Origin of the sequence: Pseudomonas sp. SGAir0191 (genome assembly GCF_002812565.2) — a bacterium.
Classification (GTDB): Bacteria; Pseudomonadota; Gammaproteobacteria; order Pseudomonadales; family Pseudomonadaceae; genus Aquipseudomonas; species Aquipseudomonas parafulva_B.
In genome coordinates, this window is record NZ_CP025035.2 from 3,178,082 (window position 1) to 3,194,719 (window position 16,638).

Genomic DNA, 16,638 nt, shown 5'->3' on the forward strand with positions numbered 1-16,638 from the left:
TTGCGACCCTGCAAAAGGAAACCAACCCGTCATGATTTTGCCTTGGCTGATCCTGATCCCCTTCATCGGCGGCTTCCTGTGCTGGCTGGGCGAGCGCTTCGGCGCTACCCTGCCGCGCTGGATCGCGCTGCTGACCATGTCCCTGTTGCTCGGCATCGGCCTGTGGCTGTGGGCTAACGGCGACTACACCCTTGCCCCTGCCCCGGGCGCCGAACCTGCATGGGCGCTGGAATACAAAGTCCAGTGGATCCAGCGCTTCGGCATCAGCATCCACCTGGCCCTGGACGGCCTGTCGCTGCTGATGATCCTGCTCACAGGCCTGCTGGGCGTGCTGTCGGTGCTGTGCTCCTGGAAAGAGATCCAGCGCCACGTCGGCTTCTTCCACCTGAACCTGATGTGGATCCTGGGCGGTGTGGTCGGTGTGTTCCTGGCGCTGGACCTGTTCCTGTTCTTCTTCTTCTGGGAAATGATGCTGGTGCCGATGTACTTCCTCATCGCGCTCTGGGGTCATAGCTCGGCGGACGGCAAGAAGACGCGCATCTACGCGGCGACCAAGTTCTTCATCTTCACCCAGGCCAGCGGCCTGATCATGCTGGTGGCGATCCTGGGCCTGGTACTGGTCAACTACACCAACACTGGTGTGATCACGTTCAACTACAGCGACCTGCTCAAGGCCGATCTGCCGGCCGGTACCGAGTACCTGCTGATGCTGGGCTTCTTCATTGCCTTTGCCGTGAAGCTGCCGGTGGTGCCGTTCCACTCCTGGTTGCCTGACGCCCACGCCCAGGCGCCGACCGCAGGTTCCGTGGACCTGGCTGGTATTCTGCTCAAGACCGCGGCCTATGGCCTGCTGCGCTTTGCCCTGCCGCTGTTCCCCAATGCATCGGCAGAGTTTGCGCCCATCGCCATGACCCTGGGCCTGATCGGCATCTTCTACGGCGCCTTCCTGGCCTTTGCCCAGACCGACATCAAGCGCCTGATCGCCTTCTCCAGCGTCTCGCACATGGGCTTCGTGCTGATCGGCATCTATTCCGGTAGCCAGCAAGCACTGCAAGGTGCGGTCATCCAGATGCTGGCTCACGGCCTGTCGGCTGCCGCGCTGTTCATCCTGTCCGGCCAGCTGTACGAGCGTCTGCACACCCGTGACATGCGCCAGATGGGCGGGCTGTGGCACCGCATCGCCTACCTGCCTGCCATCAGCCTGTTCTTCGCTGCCGCCTCCCTGGGGCTGCCAGGTACCGGCAACTTCGTGGGTGAGTTCCTGATCCTGATCGGCAGCTTCGTACACGTGCCGTGGATCACCGTCATCGCCACCACTGGCCTGGTGTTCGGCTCGGTCTACTCGCTGATCATGATTCACCGCGCCTACTTCGGCCCGAGCAAATCGGACACCGTACTGGCCGGCATGGACACCCGCGAGCTGGTCATGGTGCTGGGCCTGGCGGTACTGCTGGTGCTGCTGGGCGTGTATCCACAGCCGTTCCTCGACACCTCTGCCGCCACCATGAGTGGTGTGCAGCAGTGGCTCGGTTCCGCTTTCACTCAACTCGCTTCGGCCCGGTAAGAGCGCTATGGAATTCACCACTCAACACTTCATCGCATTGGCGCCGATGCTGATCACCACCATCACCACGGTGGTGGTGATGCTGGCGATCGCCTGGAAGCGCAATCACTCGCAGACATTCCTGCTGTCCACCGTGGGGCTGAACCTGGCCCTGCTCTCGATCCTGCCGGCACTGAAGGTCGCGCCGCTGGCGGTCACGTCGCTGATCACCATCGACAAGTTCGCCTGCCTGTACATGGCGATCATGCTGGTCGCGACCCTGGCGTGCGTGACGCTCGCCCATGCCTACCTGGGCGAAGGCGCCAAGGGTTTCCCGGGCAACCGCGAAGAGCTGTACCTGCTGCTGCTGATGTCGGCACTGGGCGGGCTGGTGCTGGTCAGCGCCAACCACCTGGCGGGCCTGTTCATTGGCCTGGAGTTGCTGTCGGTACCGGTCTACGGCCTTGTGGCCTACGCCTTCTTCAACAAGCGCTCGCTTGAAGCCGGCATCAAGTACATGGTGCTGTCGGCTGCAGGTTCGGCCTTCCTGCTGTTCGGCATGGCGCTGCTGTACGCAGACGCCGGCAGCCTGACCTTCGACCAGCTGGGCAAGGCGCTGGCTGCCACCAGCATGCCGAGCCTGCTGGCTCAACTGGGTCTGGGCATGATGCTGGTCGGGCTGGCGTTCAAGCTGTCGCTGGTACCGTTCCACCTGTGGACGCCCGATGTGTACGAAGGTGCCCCGGCGCCGGTCGCAGCGTTCCTCGCCACGGCCAGCAAAGTAGCGGTCTTCGCGGTGGTCATCCGCCTTTTCATGCTCTCCCCTGCCGCCAGCAGCGGTGTGCTGAGCACGGTGCTTGCAGTGATCGCCGTGGCCTCGATCCTGGTCGGCAACCTGTTGGCGTTGACCCAGAACAACCTCAAGCGCCTGCTGGGTTACTCGTCCATCGCCCATTTCGGCTACCTGCTGATCGCGCTGGTCGCCAGCAAGGGCTTGGCGCTGGAGGCCATGGGCGTCTATCTGGTCACCTACGTGCTCACCAGCCTGGGGGCGTTCGGGGTCATCACACTGATGTCCTCGCCTTACGGTGGCCGCGACGCTGACGCGCTGTACGAGTACCGCGGCCTGTTCTGGCGTCGCCCTTACCTGACTGCCGTGCTGACCGTGATGATGCTTTCGCTGGCCGGCATCCCGCTCACCGCTGGCTTCATCGGCAAGTTCTACATCATTGCCACCGGTGTCGAGTCGCAACTGTGGTGGCTAGTAGGTGCTCTGGTAATCGGTAGCGCCATTGGCGTGTACTACTACTTGCGCGTCATGGTGACCCTGTACCTGGTAGAGCCGAACCTGCGCCGTCATGATGCCCCGCTGAAATGGGAACAGCGCACCGGTGGCGTCATGCTGCTGGCCGTCGCCGTGCTTGCGTTCATTCTCGGCGTGTATCCACAGCCCTTGCTGGACCTTGTGCAGCAAGCAAGCCTGCAACTGATCGGCTGATCGGTCTGGCAACGCGAAACACCCCGCTTGTGCGGGGTGTTTTTGTATCCGCGCCATTAACGTGGTACGCCATCCTTGGCCACATCGCTGCGCCTCACTCACCGCGCCAGCACAGCGGCTGTGTCCGGTAATGCCGCCTTGCGCACGTCGCCCTTGGCGGGTGGGAGGTAAACGCCAGGGTTGGGCATGCCGCTTGGGGACAGCTCGTGGGTCATCTCGAACTCAGCCCGTACTGACCAACCGCACGCCTCGGTGGTGCATTGCAAATAGGCAATTCGCAGGAAAATATGACGGCCTTCGCTGGTACGTATGCGCATGCGGCTGTGGCAATGCGGGCAAACCAGTTTATAAGTACTCACGAGAAGTACCTGCTAGCATTGTTGCTGCTTCTGCGATGTAGGCATGATCCTAGGGCCACGTAAGTTTTGGCTGAATGCATGGCTGGGTGGCTCATCTTCAAGTTCCTCATGCGGGAATCCTCCTAAAAGCACAGGGCTGTATTCGTAACGAGTAGTTTAAGCCCATGGAATATCATTAAACCAGTGATGGATATTTGTTATGAGTACTCATGCGCTCGCTGCCGTCATGGAGCGTCTCAAGCAGCTGACCGGTACCCACACTGATGCGGAGCTTTCACGGGCGTTGTCGATCAGCCCGCAGACCTTGAGCAGCTGGAAAGTCCGCAACAGTGTCCCATATTCGTTTTGCGTAGAGATTGCCGTACACTATGCGTGCTCTCTTGACTGGTTGCTGTTGGGCAAGGGCCAAGCTGCTTTTTTTGCTCAAGAAAACGCTGAGTGGGAGTCGGATCTGCTGGGGCGATTGCGCACTCTGTCCCCCACTGACCGCCAGGCCATCCTGCTCGTGATCAAGGACAAACAACGGATACAGCTGCTGGAACAACGACTGACCGAGCTCAGTAAGGGTTCTGGCAGTAGTGCCCCTTAACCCCGACGGCGCCAACGCTGAATCAGCTCGCGCGGATCCAGCGAATCCAGCCAGACCATGACCTTCAAGCTGATGGGAATGACCACGACAGCGGCGACGAAGGCCGACATGCCAGGGGTCAGCAAAGGCGCGATGGACGAAATCAAGGGTTCGAACAGATGCCCTACCCCAACCGTCACGAACACCAGCAGTATTTTCTTGCTCAATGTAAGCCGCTTGGCCGTGTCGGTGATCAGCCGATCTCGAGCCGCACTGACCAGCAACGCGCCAAGCAAGGCGGCAAACAACACGCTGGCCTCCGTGCTTAGCAGCTCTATGACGGCTTGGAATACACCTGCATCAAGTCGTTCAGCCATGACGGACACCCCGGCGTGATGAGCGCACGTAGGGCACGCCCAGGTGGTACAAGATTGCCGCGTCCACAAAGCACAGGTAACAAATGCGCAGCGCACGCCCATGGTCATGCCCACACACGTCATCCAGGCGTCTGTAGCCCAGGCTTCGCAACGCGGCGCGCCAGTTGGCAAACTCGCGAGCGGCTTTGATCACGGCGCAATAAGCGGCTACCTCGATGGCCGCATCACCTGTGGTTCGCTGCAACTTCAGACGCTTGCGCAGCCCGTTCAGATCAATGCGTGGCCAGAATGGGTCGTGGCAGTCGACAGCACGAACGATGTCTTGATGATTCATGAAAGCACCTCACGCTTCGGCCAACAGGCCATAGCGAATGGCTTTGATGACAGCCCCTACCCGGGTGGGTACGTCGAATTTGCGCATAATGTTGGATACGTGAAAATTCACCGTCGATTCCTTGCATCCCAGTATCTGCCCGATTTCCCACGAGCTCTTGCCGTAGGCGCACCACAGCAGTACTTGCTCTTCGCGCGGCGTCAGGCGCGTGGGTACGAATGTGGAGTCGCCGATGGGCGCGCCTGTGGGTTTAGCTGAGAGGGATTGTTGTGAACCTCTTGCATCGGTAGCCATGTTCGAACTCCGGATAATTTACGATCGGCGATGCTGCCGGCCTGCCGTCACCTTACGAAGCAAGGGCGCGCCTGCTCTAGCGGCGGGCTTTGTAAAGAAACTTCATACACTTAAGGGCCACAGAAACCCGATGGATTCGCCGACTTTCGACGTGCTCCGAGCGCCATTTCGCTCGTCTCAATGCTGATATTCGTCCGCCATCTATCTGGAGCCCTACAATGCGTTGCGTTTTGTCCCTTACCCCCTGCGTGGGTATGCTGGGTGTGTTCATGGCCGCCCAGCCCGCGCTGGCAGCGGCGCCGGTCGAACTGGGCCAGGTGCTGATCACCGAGGAGGAACAGGACGACCTGAGCGCCGCCAGTGAGCGCTTGCGGGCCATACCGGGCGCAAGCAACGTGGTGGACATGCACGGCATTGGACAAGGCCGCGTGGCCAGCAACCAGGACGTTCTGGCCTACCAGCCAGGGGTGTTCGCCCAGTCGGCAGGCAACGATGGGATCAAGCTGTCGATCCGTGGCTCGGGCATCAACCGGGCACCGGGTGCGCATGGCTCGGGTGTGTACACCCTGTTCGATGGCCTGCCCCTGACTGGACCAGGTGGCACGCCCTACGAGCTGTTCGAACCGTTATGGTTGAGCCGCGCCGAAGTGCTACGGGGGGCCAATGGCTTTGATCAAGGTGCCCTGGCCCTCGGCGGCGCGATCAACTATGTCACCCACACGGGCCGCGATGCCGCGCCGTTGCAGATACGCTACGAAGTGGGCAGCCGGGGCTATCAGCATCGGCACATCAGTTCGGGCCAGGTGCTCGGTGACCTGGATTACTACGTGGCCCTTACCGACGTCGAGTACAACGGCTATCAGCGGCACAGCAGTGGCAGCGCCAGCGGGATGGCCGCCAACATCGGCTACCGCTTCAACCCGAACCTGGAAACGCGGTTCTACCTGCGTTACCGGGAAACCGAAAACGAACTGGCCGGCCGCCTGACCAAAGACCAGATCAAGCACCACCCGCAGGCAGCCAATCCAGGCTACCTGGCTCGCGATGACAGTCGCCCGCAACCGGGCAGCACCTGGGTGGGCAACAAAACAACCTTCTACCTCGATGATGACGCCAGGCTTGAAGCTGGCCTGGTGTACCACGATTACCCCATGGACCTTCGCGAAGGGCCCATGCGCCTGAAAGTCGCTTACACCGACGTCAGCGGCACACTCGACTACAGGCGCCGCGATACGTTGTTCGGGCGTGAAAGCAAGTCCACTATCGGCTGGCGCACCACCAAACACCTGCCCAACAGCGGCGCGTCGCAGTTTGCTCGTAACGGCCATGTATTCGCAGACCGCACCCGAGACTTTACCTACCAAGGCTCAGACACCGTGTTGCACGTGGGTAACGACCTGGAGCTGGTACCCAATGTGTGGCTGACCACAGGCCTGGCCGCGATCTATACCCGCCGCGAGAGCGACGTGACCTACCCTGCCCAGGGCGGCAAGGTGTACATGCACGACTGGGACTATGCGCCACGGGTAGGCCTGCGCTATGACATACGCCCCGACCTGCAGGTATATGGCAACCTCAGCCGGTCGGTAGAACCGCCGCACCCTTGGTCATTGATCTGGAGTGCGCCAAGCGTTGGCGGCAAGCAGATTCAACCGATCAGAATGCAGAACCAGACCGCCACCACGCTGGAGGTGGGTGCGCGCGGCGCGTCCGCGGTCGGGCGATGGGACCTTGCCTGGTACTACTCCCAGGTACGCCACGAACTGCTCGCGGTCGAGGTGGTGCCGAACTTCACCTCGGAATTCAACGCCAGCGCCACGGTGCATCAAGGGGTGGAGGCCGGGCTGGACAGCACCCTGTGGGAACAGTCTGGCATGGGCCGCTTGAGCCTGCGCCAGGCCTATACCTTCAGTGACTTCCATTACCGCGACGACGAAAAATTCGGCCACAACCGCCTGCCGGGCATCCCCATGCATTACTACCAGGCCGAGTTGCGCTTCGACTGGCCCAATGGCTTCTACGCCGGGCTCAACACGCAGATGGCGTCCAAGGTGCAAGTGGACTACGCCAACAGCTACCACGCCGACGATTACGCTACGCTCGGTGCCCGTCTCGGTTGGGACTCGCCGCAGCGTGACTGGCAGACATGGCTGGACCTACGCAACCTGACCAACAAACGTTACGCGGCGACCGTTACCCCAGGCTTCAATGACGCAGGGCGCGACATTGCCCGCTCGACCCCGGGGGAAGGCGCTGCGGTCTATGCCGGAGTGTCCTATACCTTCCATTGACTGCCACAATCGAGCATTCTCTGGCTGACAGACATTGCGCCGGCCGGCTGGCCCGCGCAATGTGGCGCCGCCTAGCCCACCGTCATACGGACCGATTGAGCTTCACCCAAGAGGCAAACTTGTCGATGAAGCCCTGCAGAAACGGCCGGGTTTTGTCGTTGAGCTTGCCTGACTCGTCGAACAAGCTGGCAGCGCCGCCGATGTAGGCCTCCGGCATCTGCATGCACGGCATGTCCAGGAACACCAGAGACTGACGCACCGAATGGTTGGCACCAAAGCCGCCGATCGCGCCTGGCGACACACTCGCCACGGCTGCCGGTTTACCGCCCCACGCGCTTTGCCCGTAAGGCCTTGAACCCACGTCGATGGCATTTTTCAGGCAGCCTGGCATGGTCCGGTTGTACTCTGGCGTGACGAAGAGCACCGCATCGCTGCCCTTGATGTCCTCCCGAAAGCGTGTCCAGGCAGCTGGCGGGGTATCGGTTTCCAGGTCTTCGTTGTACATGGGTAAGTCGCCGATCTCGACGATCTTCAGTGCCAGGCTGGATGGCGCCAGCTCAGACAGCGCGCGGGCCACCTTGCGGTTGTAGGAATCCTTGCGCAGGCTACCGACGACGACGGCAACCGAATAGACCTGGGTCATGGCAATCTCCAACTTCACGTTTTCAGGGACGATGTAGTTATAGATGACCGTTTTGCGCGGCTTTGGTTTTTTTTCCTGGCCGCGAAAACTTCCCCTGCTCTTGGAAGGTCTATTGCTACAGACATTTCCTACGCAATTCAGAGGGTTCCACCCAAATGGCAGCAGTAATGGTCGGCCAATTCCATGCCCGCGACGCCGAAGGCCGTATCTATCCCGTGCACGAGTTCCAGGAATCTACCCTGCAACTGGACGGCAGCACGAACGGCGCACCTATCACTACCTACCGCCTTGCCATCGGCGACCGCGTCAACTACTTGGGTGAAAATCGATTCGAGCTTGCCCGCACCGGTGTCGAAATCATTCGTATCCCATGACCCGAAGACGGCCTTAGCTCGTTACTGCTCAATCATGTCTGGAGCGCTTGGCAGCCCCTGGTTGAGCAGGCTGTAATTATTTAGTCAGCTGACGGCTCAGTCAGCGACTGCCAGAGCGATGGACCGCCGGCAGACTTGGCAATCGCTGCAAGGCGTTCGGCATGGGCTTCGAGCTCATCCGATGCGGCCAGAATGACCCGACCCGGCGCACGTCCGCTGATGCGGCGAATATCAGCTCCATCACTGCCCTGCCCGTTTTCGTCCGAATCGCTGCCATGCCCTGCCAACGACAGGCTGGTCTGGCCGCCGGTCATTGCCAGGTAGACATCTGCCAGCAGCTCGGCGTCGAGCAGCGCGCCGTGCAGTTCGCGCCCCGAGTTGTCGATATCGTAGCGTTTGCACAAGGCATCCAGGCTGTTGCGTTGCCCCGGATGACGCGCCCGCGCCAGCAACAAGGTGTCGAGAATGGTGCAGTGCTGGGACAGGTCGGCACGGTCCTGCTGGCCCAGCAGCGCGAACTCGTTGTTGATGAACCCCACATCGAACGCTGCGTTGTGGATGACCAGCGTGGCGCCCTGGATGAACGCGAAGAACTCCTCGGCTACGTCGCTGAAGCGAGGTTTGCCAACCAGAAAGGCGTCAGTGATGCCGTGGACGTTGATCGCGCCCTCGTCACTTTCGCGGTCAGGCTGCAGGTAGACGTGGAAGTGCCTGCCTGTCAGGCGCCTGCCGACCACCTCGACGCAGCCGATCTCGATGATGCGGTGCCCCTCGCTGACCGGCATACCCGTGGTTTCGGTATCGAGGATAACGAACCGCTTGTCTTGCTGTTGCTCCACCTGGGGACTCCAACTTGCATCGCTTACAAAGGTGCGCAGTATAACAGCAGGCCGAAGGCAAGCGCTGTGCCCCCTTTGCACCTGGGATCGGGTTCAGGGCTTCAGGCCCGGGCGCGCACTTCGTCCACGCCACGGTTGGCCAACTGGTCCGCACGCTCGTTGCCGGGGTGGCCAATGTGGCCGCGCACCCACTTCCAGGTCACCTTGTGGCGGTTGACCTGTTCGTCGAGCAACTGCCACAGGTCGGCGTTCTTCACAGGCTCCTTGGCCGCGGTCTTCCAGCCACGCTTTTTCCAGTTGACCATCCACTCGTTGATGCCTTTCATCACGTACTGCGAGTCGGTCGTCAGCACAACCTCGCACTCACGCTTGAGCGCCATGAGCCCCTGGATGGCGGCCATCAACTCCATGCGGTTGTTGGTGGTCTCACGTTCGCCGCCCCACAACTCTTTTTCAACGCCCTTGAAAATCATCAGCACACCCCAGCCGCCGGGGCCAGGGTTGCCCTTGCAGGCACCATCGGTAAACATTTCGACGCTATCGCTCATGTACCACTCGTATTCATTGCTTATCGGGATCGGATGTCGCCGAGGTGCGGTTGACCTTGGCCAATGGCAACGGCAGTAACTTGCCCATCGGCTCGCGACGCTGGGGCCGCAGCGGCCGCAGGCCCACGACCATCTTGCGCGCCACCAGCACATAGACACCGCCGCCAGCGCTCTGCCACCCGCCCGCCATGCGCTCCCACCCTTGCAGGCGCTGCTGCCAGGCAGGCGAAGCAAGCGGCGGACGATAGCACCCAAAGCGGCGTTTCTCCAAGGCAAAGCCCAGCAGATTGAGCCAGTCACCCAGTCGCGAAGGCGAGATGCAGCGGGCCTTGCGCAAAGCGCCGCGGCTGAACAGGTGACGCATCCCCCAGCTGCTCCATGGGTTGATCCCAACGACCAGCAGATGGCCGCCGGGGCGCACGGCGCTGGCGGCCTCACGCAGCAGCCCATGGGGCGACAGGCTGAAATCCAGCCCATGTTGCAACACCACCACATCGGCCGCGTGCTCGCTCAACGGCCAGGCCTGTTCCTCGCAGACGATCTCCACCCCCGGCAGCGGTGCGCCGAGGCGCACGTTGCGCTGGACCTTCGGCGCACTGGGCGGGGCATCGGCGCAGGGGCCGTAGTGCACCAGGTAGCCACCGAAGAAGCGCCCCAGCTCTTCCTCCAGCAGCTTCTGTTCTTCGTGCAGCATCAACTGGCCGAGCGGGCCCTGAAACCACTCACGGGCCAGGCTGATCAGCTTGACCCAGTCCGGGTCGGCCTGGGCGAAGGCTTGGTCGGTCATTGTGCAATTCCTCGGAAGGTTCTCCCACCGCGCCATCGCGGCTAAGATGCCTTCATGTGCCAAGGCGAATCGGATTCCCACCATGATACAGATCGAAGCGTTGCCCGCTTTCTCGGACAATTACATCTGGTTGTTACAGGATACTGCCAAACGCCACTGCGCAGTGGTCGACCCTGGCGATGCTGGCCCGGTGGAACTGTGGCTGGCCGCTCACCCTGGGTGGCAACTGACCGCCATGCTCATCACTCACCATCACAACGACCATGTGGGCGGGGTGGAGCGGCTCAAGGCGTTGACTGGCGCGCAAGTGTTCGGCCCAGCTAACGAGCGCATCCCGTGCAGGGATGTGGCACTGGACGATGGCGATCACGTCACGGTGCTGGGAGAGGTGTATGACGTGCTTGCCGTGCCGGGCCATACGCTGGGGCATATCGCGTTCTTCAACGCTGGCGCGGCTCCACCTGTACTGTTCAGTGGCGATACCCTGTTCGCAGCCGGGTGCGGGCGCATGTTCGAGGGCACTGCCGAGCAGATGCAACCGGCGCTAGCCCGCTTGGCAGCCCTGCCAGCCAAGACCCAGGTCTACTGCGCCCATGAATACACCTTGAGCAACCTGCGTTTTGCCAAGGCCGTGGAACCTGACAATGAAGATGTATTGAAGCGCTTCGATGCGGTTTCTCGTCTGCGTGCGCAAGACCGCATCACGTTGCCCACCACCATTGCCCTGGAACGGCTGACCAACCCCTTCCTGCGCACCGCTGAAACATCTGTTAAACAAAAAGCAGACGAATGGAAGGGACATTCCAACACCTCGCATGTCGCTGTTTTTGCTGCCTTGAGGTCTTGGAAAGATAGCTTCTGATAACCCCAAGATATATCGCAAGTGGCGGTCAGAGGTTGACCCGGTCCGGAGCGGTTCCTAGAATCGCCGAAATTTTTTGCCCGGATACCTGTGCCCGCCGATGTCTTCCCGAAGCCGCAGAACCTCTCATTCCGTCGCGCTGACGCGCCTGGCCCAGGTCAGTGCGCTCGCGCTGGCCGCCACCTTGGTGGGTTGCCAGAGCACGCGTCAGCTCGACGAAGCCGATAGCGTCCGTGCGCACAGCCAGCAAGCGCGAATCAAGCCAAGACCCGCACCGTTGCTGGTCAAGCCGGTCGAGCAAGCGCCTCGGGATGTCTGGGAACGCATGCGCCAGGGCTTCGTGCTCCAGGAGTACCGCGATGTCAATCCGCGCATCGATCAGCAGCGCCTGTGGTTTGCCAGCAACCCGACGTTCATCGAAAGTGCTGGCGAGCGCGGCAGCCTCTACCTGCACTACATCGTCGAACGCCTCGAAGAGCGCGGCATGCCACTGGAGTTGGCCCTGCTGCCAGCGATCGAGAGCGCCTACAACCCAATGGCCTACTCACGCGCCAGTGCAGCCGGCATGTGGCAATTCATGCCAGCCACCGGCCGGCACTTCAACCTGCGCCAGACCAACTTCTATGACGGGCGCCGCGATGTCACCGCTTCGACCAACGCCGCGCTCGACTACCTGACCCGCCTGCACGACATGTTCAACGGCGACTGGCTGCTGGCGCTGGCGGCCTACAACGCTGGCGAAGGCACGGTCAGCCGGGCAATGGAGCGCAACGAGAAGCTGGGCTTGCCCACCGACTACTGGAACCTGCCGCTGCCTCAGGAAACCCGTGACTATGTGCCGAAACTGCTGGCCTTGTCACAGGTAGTCTCCACGCCTGAAGCCTACGGCGTGAACCTGACGCCGATTGCCAACGAACCGTACTTCGAGGCCGTCGCGATCAACGACCGGCTCGACCTGACGCGGGTGGCTGCCTTCGCCGACATCGACGAAGACGAACTCATCCAGCTGAACCCAGCCTTTAAAAAGCGCATGACGGTCGATGGCCCGAAGCAGTTGCTGGTACCCACGGCCAAGGCGCAGTTGCTCTCGGCCAGCCTTTCCAACCTCAACCCCGAGCAGTTGGTCACCCTTCAGCCCCCCAAGGCAGCTTTCGCTCGCGCCGTGGCCGAAGCCCAGGCGCCTGTAGCCGCGCGCAGCTACAAGGTCAGGCGTGGTGACAACCTGGGGACCATCGCCAAGGCCAACCGTGTCTCCATTGCGGACATCAAGCGCTGGAACCGCCTTTCGGGTAGCAGCCTGCGCGCAGGCCAGGTGCTAGCCCTGCGCGGCGGCAAAGCCTCCAGTGGCGCCGCCAACCGGGTCGCCAGTTCGGCAAAACGCACCACTCAATACAAGGTGCGCAAGGGCGATTCGCTGTATCTGGTGGCCAAACGCTTCAATGTCGAGATGACCCACCTCAAGCGCTGGAACCCGCGCAGTGGCCATGCGCTGAAACCAGGCCAGACCCTGACCGTCTACGTCGGCCACTGACCCTGGCGGCAAGGAGACACCCGTACGTGCGCGTACCTGTGTTTTCTTGCCGTTTGGCGCTTGCCGCGCCAGTGCAAACTGTTACTGTAGCCCGATCAAAGCCCAATGCCTTTGGATCGGATGCCGACTTGATACGTCCCCTCCTTCTTACACTCAGCCTGGCCTTGAGCTTTCCCGCCGTCGCAACCGTAAGCGAAAGCCACGGTTACGCGCAGTTCGGCACGCTCAAGTACCCGGCCTCGTTCACCCATTTCGACTGGGTCAACCCCCAAGCCCCCAAAGGTGGCACCTTACGGGCGATGGCCTTCGGTACGTTCGACACCCTCAACCCCTATACCTTCAAGGGTACGAGCCCGGTGAGCACGCCCAACTTTCAACAGTATGGGGTCAACGAACTCAACGAAACCCTCATGGTGGGCACCGGCCAGTACGACCCCTCGGGCGATGAGCCGACCTCCAGTTATGGGCTGATCGCCCGCTCGGTCGAATACAGCCAGGACCGCAGCTGGGTGGTGTTCAACCTGCGGCCGCAAGCCCGCTGGCACGATGGCAAGCCCATCACCTCGGCAGACGTAGCCTTCTCCTTCCGCACACTGCTCAAAGAAGGCCATCCGCTTTACCGGACCAACCTGCAGGAAGTTCAGCGGGTGGACATTCTCGGTCCGCTGCGTATCCGCTTCGTGTTCAAGCGTGCCGGCAACCCGCTGCTGATCCTGCGCCTTGGGGAAATGCCCGTTCTGCCCCAGCATTACTGGCGCACGCGCGACTTCAAGGCCACCACCTTCGAGCCGCCGCTGGGCAGCGGGCCCTACCGGGTGACCCAGGTAGTGCCAGGCCGGCGCCTGGTGTTCGAGCGCGTCAAGAACTACTGGGGCAAGGACCTGGCGGTCAACCGCGGCAAGTACAACGTCGACCGTGTCGAGTACGAGTTCTACCGCGACTCGACCGTTGCCTTCGAAGCCTTCAAGGCAGGCGAGTTCGACATCTACATCGAGCATCAGGCCAAGAACTGGGCCAACGGCTACACCTTCCCCGCCGTACGGCGCGGCGAGGTGATCAAGGCGCAGATTCCCCACCGCATCCCGACCCAGACCCAAGGCCTGTTCATGAACAGCCGTCGGGCCACCTTCAGCGATCCACGGGTGCGCCAGGCGCTGGGCCTGATGTTCGATTTCGAGTGGACCAACCGTGCGCTATTCAGCAGCGCCTACCGCCGTTCGACCAGTTATTACCCCAACAGCGAATTCGCAGCCGCCGGCCTGCCCCAGGGCAAGGAATGGCTGTTGCTGGCCCCGTTTCGCGACCAGCTTCCGGCCAAGCTGTTTACCGAACCCTACCAGGTCAGCCGCACGGACGGGCGCGGGATCGACCGGCAGACGTTGCGCAAGGCCCTGGCCTTGCTGGCGGAGGCCGGTTGGACGCTGAAGGGGCAGCGCTTGGTCGACAGCAAGGGCCAACCGCTGCGTATGGAAGTGCTGCTGGTAAACCCCAACCTGGAACGCATCCTGCAGCCGTATGTCGAAAACCTCTCCAGCATCGGTGTAGACGCGCGCTTGAGAACCGTGGACCGCGCCCAGTACAAACAGCGACTGGACCAGTTCGACTTCGACATGATTCTGATGACCCTGAACCAGACCCTGAGCCCGGGCCTCGAGCAGTGGCTGTACTTCCATTCAAGCCAGGCGGCCACCAAGGGCAGCAAGAACTACGCCGGGGTTGACGACCCTGTGGTCGATCATCTGCTCGACACCTTGCTGGCGGCGCGCACCCGTGATGACCAGGTCGCAGCGGCGCGAGCGCTGGACCGCGTGCTGTCATGGCAGCACTACATGATTCCCAATTGGTACCTCGACAACCACCGCCTGGCCTACCGCAATCGGTTCGGCTTCGTCACCACGCCGCCCTATACCCTCGGGCTGAACAGCTGGTGGATCAAGACTTCGGAGAAAGCCCAATGACGCCCACGCATTCCTTGCGCCGGCTGGCCGGCAGCCTGTTGCTGGCCTGCCTGAGCCTTCCCGCGCTGGCAGCGCCGCAGCACGCACTCACCCTGTACGACGAGCCGCCCAAATACCCGGCGGATTTCAAGCACTTCGATTACGTGAACCCGGACGCTCCCAAGGGTGGCACCTTCCGCCAGTCCAGCTTTGGTGGGTTCGACAGCCTCAACCCCTTCATCAACAAGGGGGTATCTGCCGAAAACATCAGCATTATCTACGACACCTTGATGCGCCAGAGCCTGGACGAGCCTTTCACCGAATATGGCCTGGTCGCTCGACAGATCGAGAAGGCGCCTGACAACAGCTGGGTGCGCTTCTACCTGCGCCCCGAGGCGCGGTTCCACGATGGCCATCCCATGCGCGCCGAAGACGTGGTGTTCACCTTCAATGCGCTGATGAAGGACGGTGCTCCCCTGTACCGTCAGTACTACGCGGACGTGGCCGAGGTGGTCGCCGAAGACCCGCTCAAGGTCGTGTTCACGTTCAAGCACAAGGGCAACCGTGAACTGCCGCTGATTCTCGGCCAGTTGCCCGTGCTGCCCAAGCATTGGTACGCGCAGCGCGACTTCAACCGCGGCAACCTGGAAATTCCGCTGGGCAGCGGGCCCTACAAGGTGGCCGAGGTCAAGGCCGGGCGCTCGGTGCGCTATGAGCGGGTCAAGGACTATTGGGCCAAGGACTTGCCCATCAACCGTGGTTTCTACAATTTCGACGCCATGACCTTCGATTCCTACCGCGACACTACGGTTGCGCTGGAGGCACTGAAGGCCGGCGCCTTCGACTATGCGCTGGAGGTCAGCGCCAAGAACTGGGCCACAGCCTACAACGTGCCGGCCGTGCGCGACGGCCGCCTGATCAAGGAGGAGCTGCCCAATGGCAATCCCACCGGCATGCAGGGCTTCATCTTCAACATCCGCCGGCCTGTCTTCCAGGATATACGCGTGCGCAAGGCGCTGAGCCTGCTGCTGGACTACGAATGGACCAACAAACAGCTGTTCAACGGCGCCTATACGCGCACCGGCAGTTACTTCGAGAACTCCGAGATGGCGGCCCGTGGCTTGCCCGGCCCTGGCGAACTCAAAATCCTCGAACCGGTGCGCAGCCAGGTGCCTGAGCAGGTCTTCACCCAGGCCTTCCATAACCCGGTGAGCGACGGCAGCGGCATGATCCGGGAGCAGCAGCGCCAAGCCTACAAGTTGCTGCAGGAAGCGGGCTGGAAAATCGTCGACGACAAGATGGTCGACACCAACGGCCAGCCGGTCAGCATCGAGTTTCTGCTTGCCCAGACCGAGTTCGAGCGCGTTTTGCTGCCCTTCAAGCGCAACCTCGCGGACCTGGGTATTGAGCTCAACATCCGCCGGGTTGATGTGTCTCAGTACATCACCCGCCTGCGCTCGCGCGACTACGACATGATCGTCGGCGGCTACCCCCAGTCCAACTCCCCTGGCAATGAGCAACGGGAATTCTGGTCCAGCGCGGCCGCCGACAACCCCGGCAGCCGCAATTTCATCGGCCTGCGTGACCCTGCCATCGACCAACTGGTCGATGGCCTGATCAACGCCGAGTCGCGTCAGAGCCTGATCGACCACTGCCGTGCCCTGGACCGGGTATTGCTGTGGGGCTACTACGTGATTCCGAACTGGCACATCAAGACCTGGCGCGTGGCCTATTGGAACCACATCGGTCACCCCAAGGTTTCGCCCAAGTACGACATCGGCATCGACACCTGGTGGATCAAGCCCGGCACATCGCCCAAGGCAAGCCAGGCCACTGCTGGCGAGGCCAACTGA

At 61.7% G+C, this 16,638-nt stretch carries 17 protein-coding genes; 9 read left to right on the forward strand and 8 right to left on the reverse strand.

The window, feature by feature from the left end:
• Positions 1-31 precede the first annotated feature (31 nt).
• Together nuoM and nuoN are read left to right on the forward strand one after the other, a co-directional pair.
• On the forward strand, positions 32-1,564 hold the full coding sequence (gene nuoM, locus CWR53_RS14265; protein ID WP_023534786.1) for an NADH-quinone oxidoreductase subunit M: 1,533 nt from the start codon (positions 32-34) through the stop codon (positions 1,562-1,564).
• Positions 1,565-1,571: 7 nt separating this feature from the next.
• On the forward strand, positions 1,572-3,041 hold the full coding sequence (gene nuoN / locus CWR53_RS14270; protein ID WP_058605086.1) for an NADH-quinone oxidoreductase subunit NuoN: 1,470 nt from the start codon (positions 1,572-1,574) through the stop codon (positions 3,039-3,041).
• Positions 3,042-3,139: 98 nt separating this feature from the next.
• Here nuoN and CWR53_RS14275 read toward each other — a convergent pair whose 3' ends face one another.
• Positions 3,140-3,400, reverse strand: a complete 261-nt coding sequence (locus CWR53_RS14275) for an ogr/Delta-like zinc finger family protein (RefSeq protein ID WP_058605087.1) — start codon at positions 3,398-3,400, stop codon at positions 3,140-3,142.
• A 199-nt stretch (positions 3,401-3,599) separates the two neighbouring features.
• Between CWR53_RS14275 and CWR53_RS14280 the strand changes: the two genes are divergently transcribed.
• Positions 3,600-3,989 (forward strand): helix-turn-helix domain-containing protein, encoded by a 390-nt coding sequence (locus CWR53_RS14280; protein WP_058605088.1) that lies wholly within the window; start codon positions 3,600-3,602, stop codon positions 3,987-3,989.
• Here CWR53_RS14280 and CWR53_RS14285 read toward each other — a convergent pair.
• Genes CWR53_RS14285 through CWR53_RS14295 form a run of 3 tightly spaced genes read right to left on the reverse strand, consistent with a single transcriptional unit; the run spans position 3,986 to position 4,973 of the window.
• Positions 3,986-4,345: a hypothetical protein gene (locus CWR53_RS14285; RefSeq protein ID WP_058605089.1), complete on the reverse strand. Its 360-nt coding sequence runs from the start codon at positions 4,343-4,345 to the stop codon at positions 3,986-3,988. The genes CWR53_RS14280 and CWR53_RS14285 overlap by 4 nt on opposite strands.
• Positions 4,338-4,679, reverse strand: coding sequence for a head completion/stabilization protein (locus tag CWR53_RS14290; RefSeq protein WP_058605090.1), 342 nt, complete (start codon positions 4,677-4,679; stop codon positions 4,338-4,340). Before CWR53_RS14290 ends, CWR53_RS14285 begins: the two co-directional genes overlap by 8 nt.
• Before the next feature lie 9 nt (positions 4,680-4,688).
• Positions 4,689-4,973, reverse strand: a complete 285-nt coding sequence (locus tag CWR53_RS14295; protein ID WP_058605091.1) for a helix-turn-helix domain-containing protein — start codon at positions 4,971-4,973, stop codon at positions 4,689-4,691.
• A 218-nt stretch (positions 4,974-5,191) separates the two neighbouring features.
• On the opposite strand from CWR53_RS14295, the gene CWR53_RS14300 reads away from it, so the two are divergent.
• Positions 5,192-7,264 (forward strand): TonB-dependent receptor domain-containing protein, encoded by a 2,073-nt coding sequence (locus CWR53_RS14300; protein WP_100851908.1) that lies wholly within the window; start codon positions 5,192-5,194, stop codon positions 7,262-7,264.
• Positions 7,265-7,346: 82 nt separating this feature from the next.
• On the opposite strand, the gene CWR53_RS14305 is transcribed toward CWR53_RS14300, so the two are convergent.
• The gene (locus tag CWR53_RS14305) at positions 7,347-7,907 is read right to left on the reverse strand and encodes an NADPH-dependent FMN reductase (RefSeq protein WP_058605093.1); all 561 of its coding nucleotides are present in this window, start codon (positions 7,905-7,907) and stop codon (positions 7,347-7,349) included.
• Positions 7,908-8,062: 155 nt separating this feature from the next.
• Between CWR53_RS14305 and CWR53_RS14310 the strand changes: the two genes are divergently transcribed.
• Positions 8,063-8,281: a hypothetical protein gene (locus CWR53_RS14310; RefSeq protein ID WP_058605094.1), complete on the forward strand. Its 219-nt coding sequence runs from the start codon at positions 8,063-8,065 to the stop codon at positions 8,279-8,281.
• An 80-nt stretch (positions 8,282-8,361) separates the two neighbouring features.
• On the opposite strand, the gene dnaQ is transcribed toward CWR53_RS14310, so the two are convergent.
• From dnaQ to CWR53_RS23015, 3 genes are all read right to left on the reverse strand, one after another.
• Positions 8,362-9,066 (reverse strand): DNA polymerase III subunit epsilon, encoded by a 705-nt coding sequence (gene dnaQ / locus CWR53_RS14315; protein WP_230382586.1) that lies wholly within the window; start codon positions 9,064-9,066, stop codon positions 8,362-8,364.
• A gap of 155 nt (positions 9,067-9,221) precedes the next feature.
• Positions 9,222-9,668, reverse strand: a complete 447-nt coding sequence (gene rnhA, locus CWR53_RS14320; protein WP_023534768.1) for a ribonuclease HI — start codon at positions 9,666-9,668, stop codon at positions 9,222-9,224.
• A 13-nt stretch (positions 9,669-9,681) separates the two neighbouring features.
• A complete protein-coding gene (locus CWR53_RS23015; protein ID WP_100851909.1) occupies positions 9,682-10,455 on the reverse strand; it encodes a class I SAM-dependent methyltransferase in 774 nt (257 codons plus the stop codon).
• Positions 10,456-10,537: 82 nt separating this feature from the next.
• Between CWR53_RS23015 and gloB the strand changes: the two genes are divergently transcribed.
• The 4 genes from gloB to CWR53_RS14350 all read left to right on the forward strand — a co-directional run bounded on the left by gloB (position 10,538) and on the right by CWR53_RS14350 (position 16,638).
• Positions 10,538-11,317 carry a hydroxyacylglutathione hydrolase gene (gene gloB, locus CWR53_RS14335; RefSeq protein ID WP_100851910.1) on the forward strand — a complete coding sequence of 260 codons (780 nt, stop codon included), beginning with the start codon at positions 10,538-10,540 and terminating at the stop codon, positions 11,315-11,317.
• Positions 11,318-11,417: 100 nt separating this feature from the next.
• Positions 11,418-12,848: a lytic transglycosylase domain-containing protein gene (locus CWR53_RS14340; RefSeq protein ID WP_058605098.1), complete on the forward strand. Its 1,431-nt coding sequence runs from the start codon at positions 11,418-11,420 to the stop codon at positions 12,846-12,848.
• Between the two features lie 128 nt (positions 12,849-12,976).
• Positions 12,977-14,806: an extracellular solute-binding protein gene (locus CWR53_RS14345; RefSeq protein ID WP_100851911.1), complete on the forward strand. Its 1,830-nt coding sequence runs from the start codon at positions 12,977-12,979 to the stop codon at positions 14,804-14,806.
• Positions 14,803-16,638, forward strand: a complete 1,836-nt coding sequence (locus CWR53_RS14350) for an extracellular solute-binding protein (RefSeq protein WP_100851912.1) — start codon at positions 14,803-14,805, stop codon at positions 16,636-16,638. The genes CWR53_RS14345 and CWR53_RS14350 overlap by 4 nt, the downstream gene beginning before the upstream one ends.

What these genes read in the sequence shown, in the direction of transcription:
- CWR53_RS14310 (WP_058605094.1), top strand. Translation starts at nt 8,063, where the DNA reads ATGGCAGCAGTAATGGTCGGCCAATTCCATGCCCGCGACGCCGAAGGC.
- rnhA (WP_023534768.1), bottom strand. Translation starts at nt 9,668, where the DNA reads ATGAGCGATAGCGTCGAAATGTTTACCGATGGTGCCTGCAAGGGCAAC.
- CWR53_RS14305 (WP_058605093.1), bottom strand. Translation starts at nt 7,907, where the DNA reads ATGACCCAGGTCTATTCGGTTGCCGTCGTCGTCGGTAGCCTGCGCAAG.
- nuoM (WP_023534786.1), top strand. Translation starts at nt 32, where the DNA reads ATGATTTTGCCTTGGCTGATCCTGATCCCCTTCATCGGCGGCTTCCTG.
- CWR53_RS14295 (WP_058605091.1), bottom strand. Translation starts at nt 4,973, where the DNA reads ATGGCTACCGATGCAAGAGGTTCACAACAATCCCTCTCAGCTAAACCC.
- CWR53_RS14280 (WP_058605088.1), top strand. Translation starts at nt 3,600, where the DNA reads ATGAGTACTCATGCGCTCGCTGCCGTCATGGAGCGTCTCAAGCAGCTG.
- dnaQ (WP_230382586.1), bottom strand. Translation starts at nt 9,066, where the DNA reads ATGCCGGTCAGCGAGGGGCACCGCATCATCGAGATCGGCTGCGTCGAG.
- CWR53_RS23015 (WP_100851909.1), bottom strand. Translation starts at nt 10,455, where the DNA reads ATGACCGACCAAGCCTTCGCCCAGGCCGACCCGGACTGGGTCAAGCTG.
- nuoN (WP_058605086.1), top strand. Translation starts at nt 1,572, where the DNA reads ATGGAATTCACCACTCAACACTTCATCGCATTGGCGCCGATGCTGATC.
- CWR53_RS14300 (WP_100851908.1), top strand. Translation starts at nt 5,192, where the DNA reads ATGCGTTGCGTTTTGTCCCTTACCCCCTGCGTGGGTATGCTGGGTGTG.
- CWR53_RS14350 (WP_100851912.1), top strand. Translation starts at nt 14,803, where the DNA reads ATGACGCCCACGCATTCCTTGCGCCGGCTGGCCGGCAGCCTGTTGCTG.
- CWR53_RS14340 (WP_058605098.1), top strand. Translation starts at nt 11,418, where the DNA reads ATGTCTTCCCGAAGCCGCAGAACCTCTCATTCCGTCGCGCTGACGCGC.
- CWR53_RS14285 (WP_058605089.1), bottom strand. Translation starts at nt 4,345, where the DNA reads ATGGCTGAACGACTTGATGCAGGTGTATTCCAAGCCGTCATAGAGCTG.
- gloB (WP_100851910.1), top strand. Translation starts at nt 10,538, where the DNA reads ATGATACAGATCGAAGCGTTGCCCGCTTTCTCGGACAATTACATCTGG.
- CWR53_RS14290 (WP_058605090.1), bottom strand. Translation starts at nt 4,679, where the DNA reads ATGAATCATCAAGACATCGTTCGTGCTGTCGACTGCCACGACCCATTC.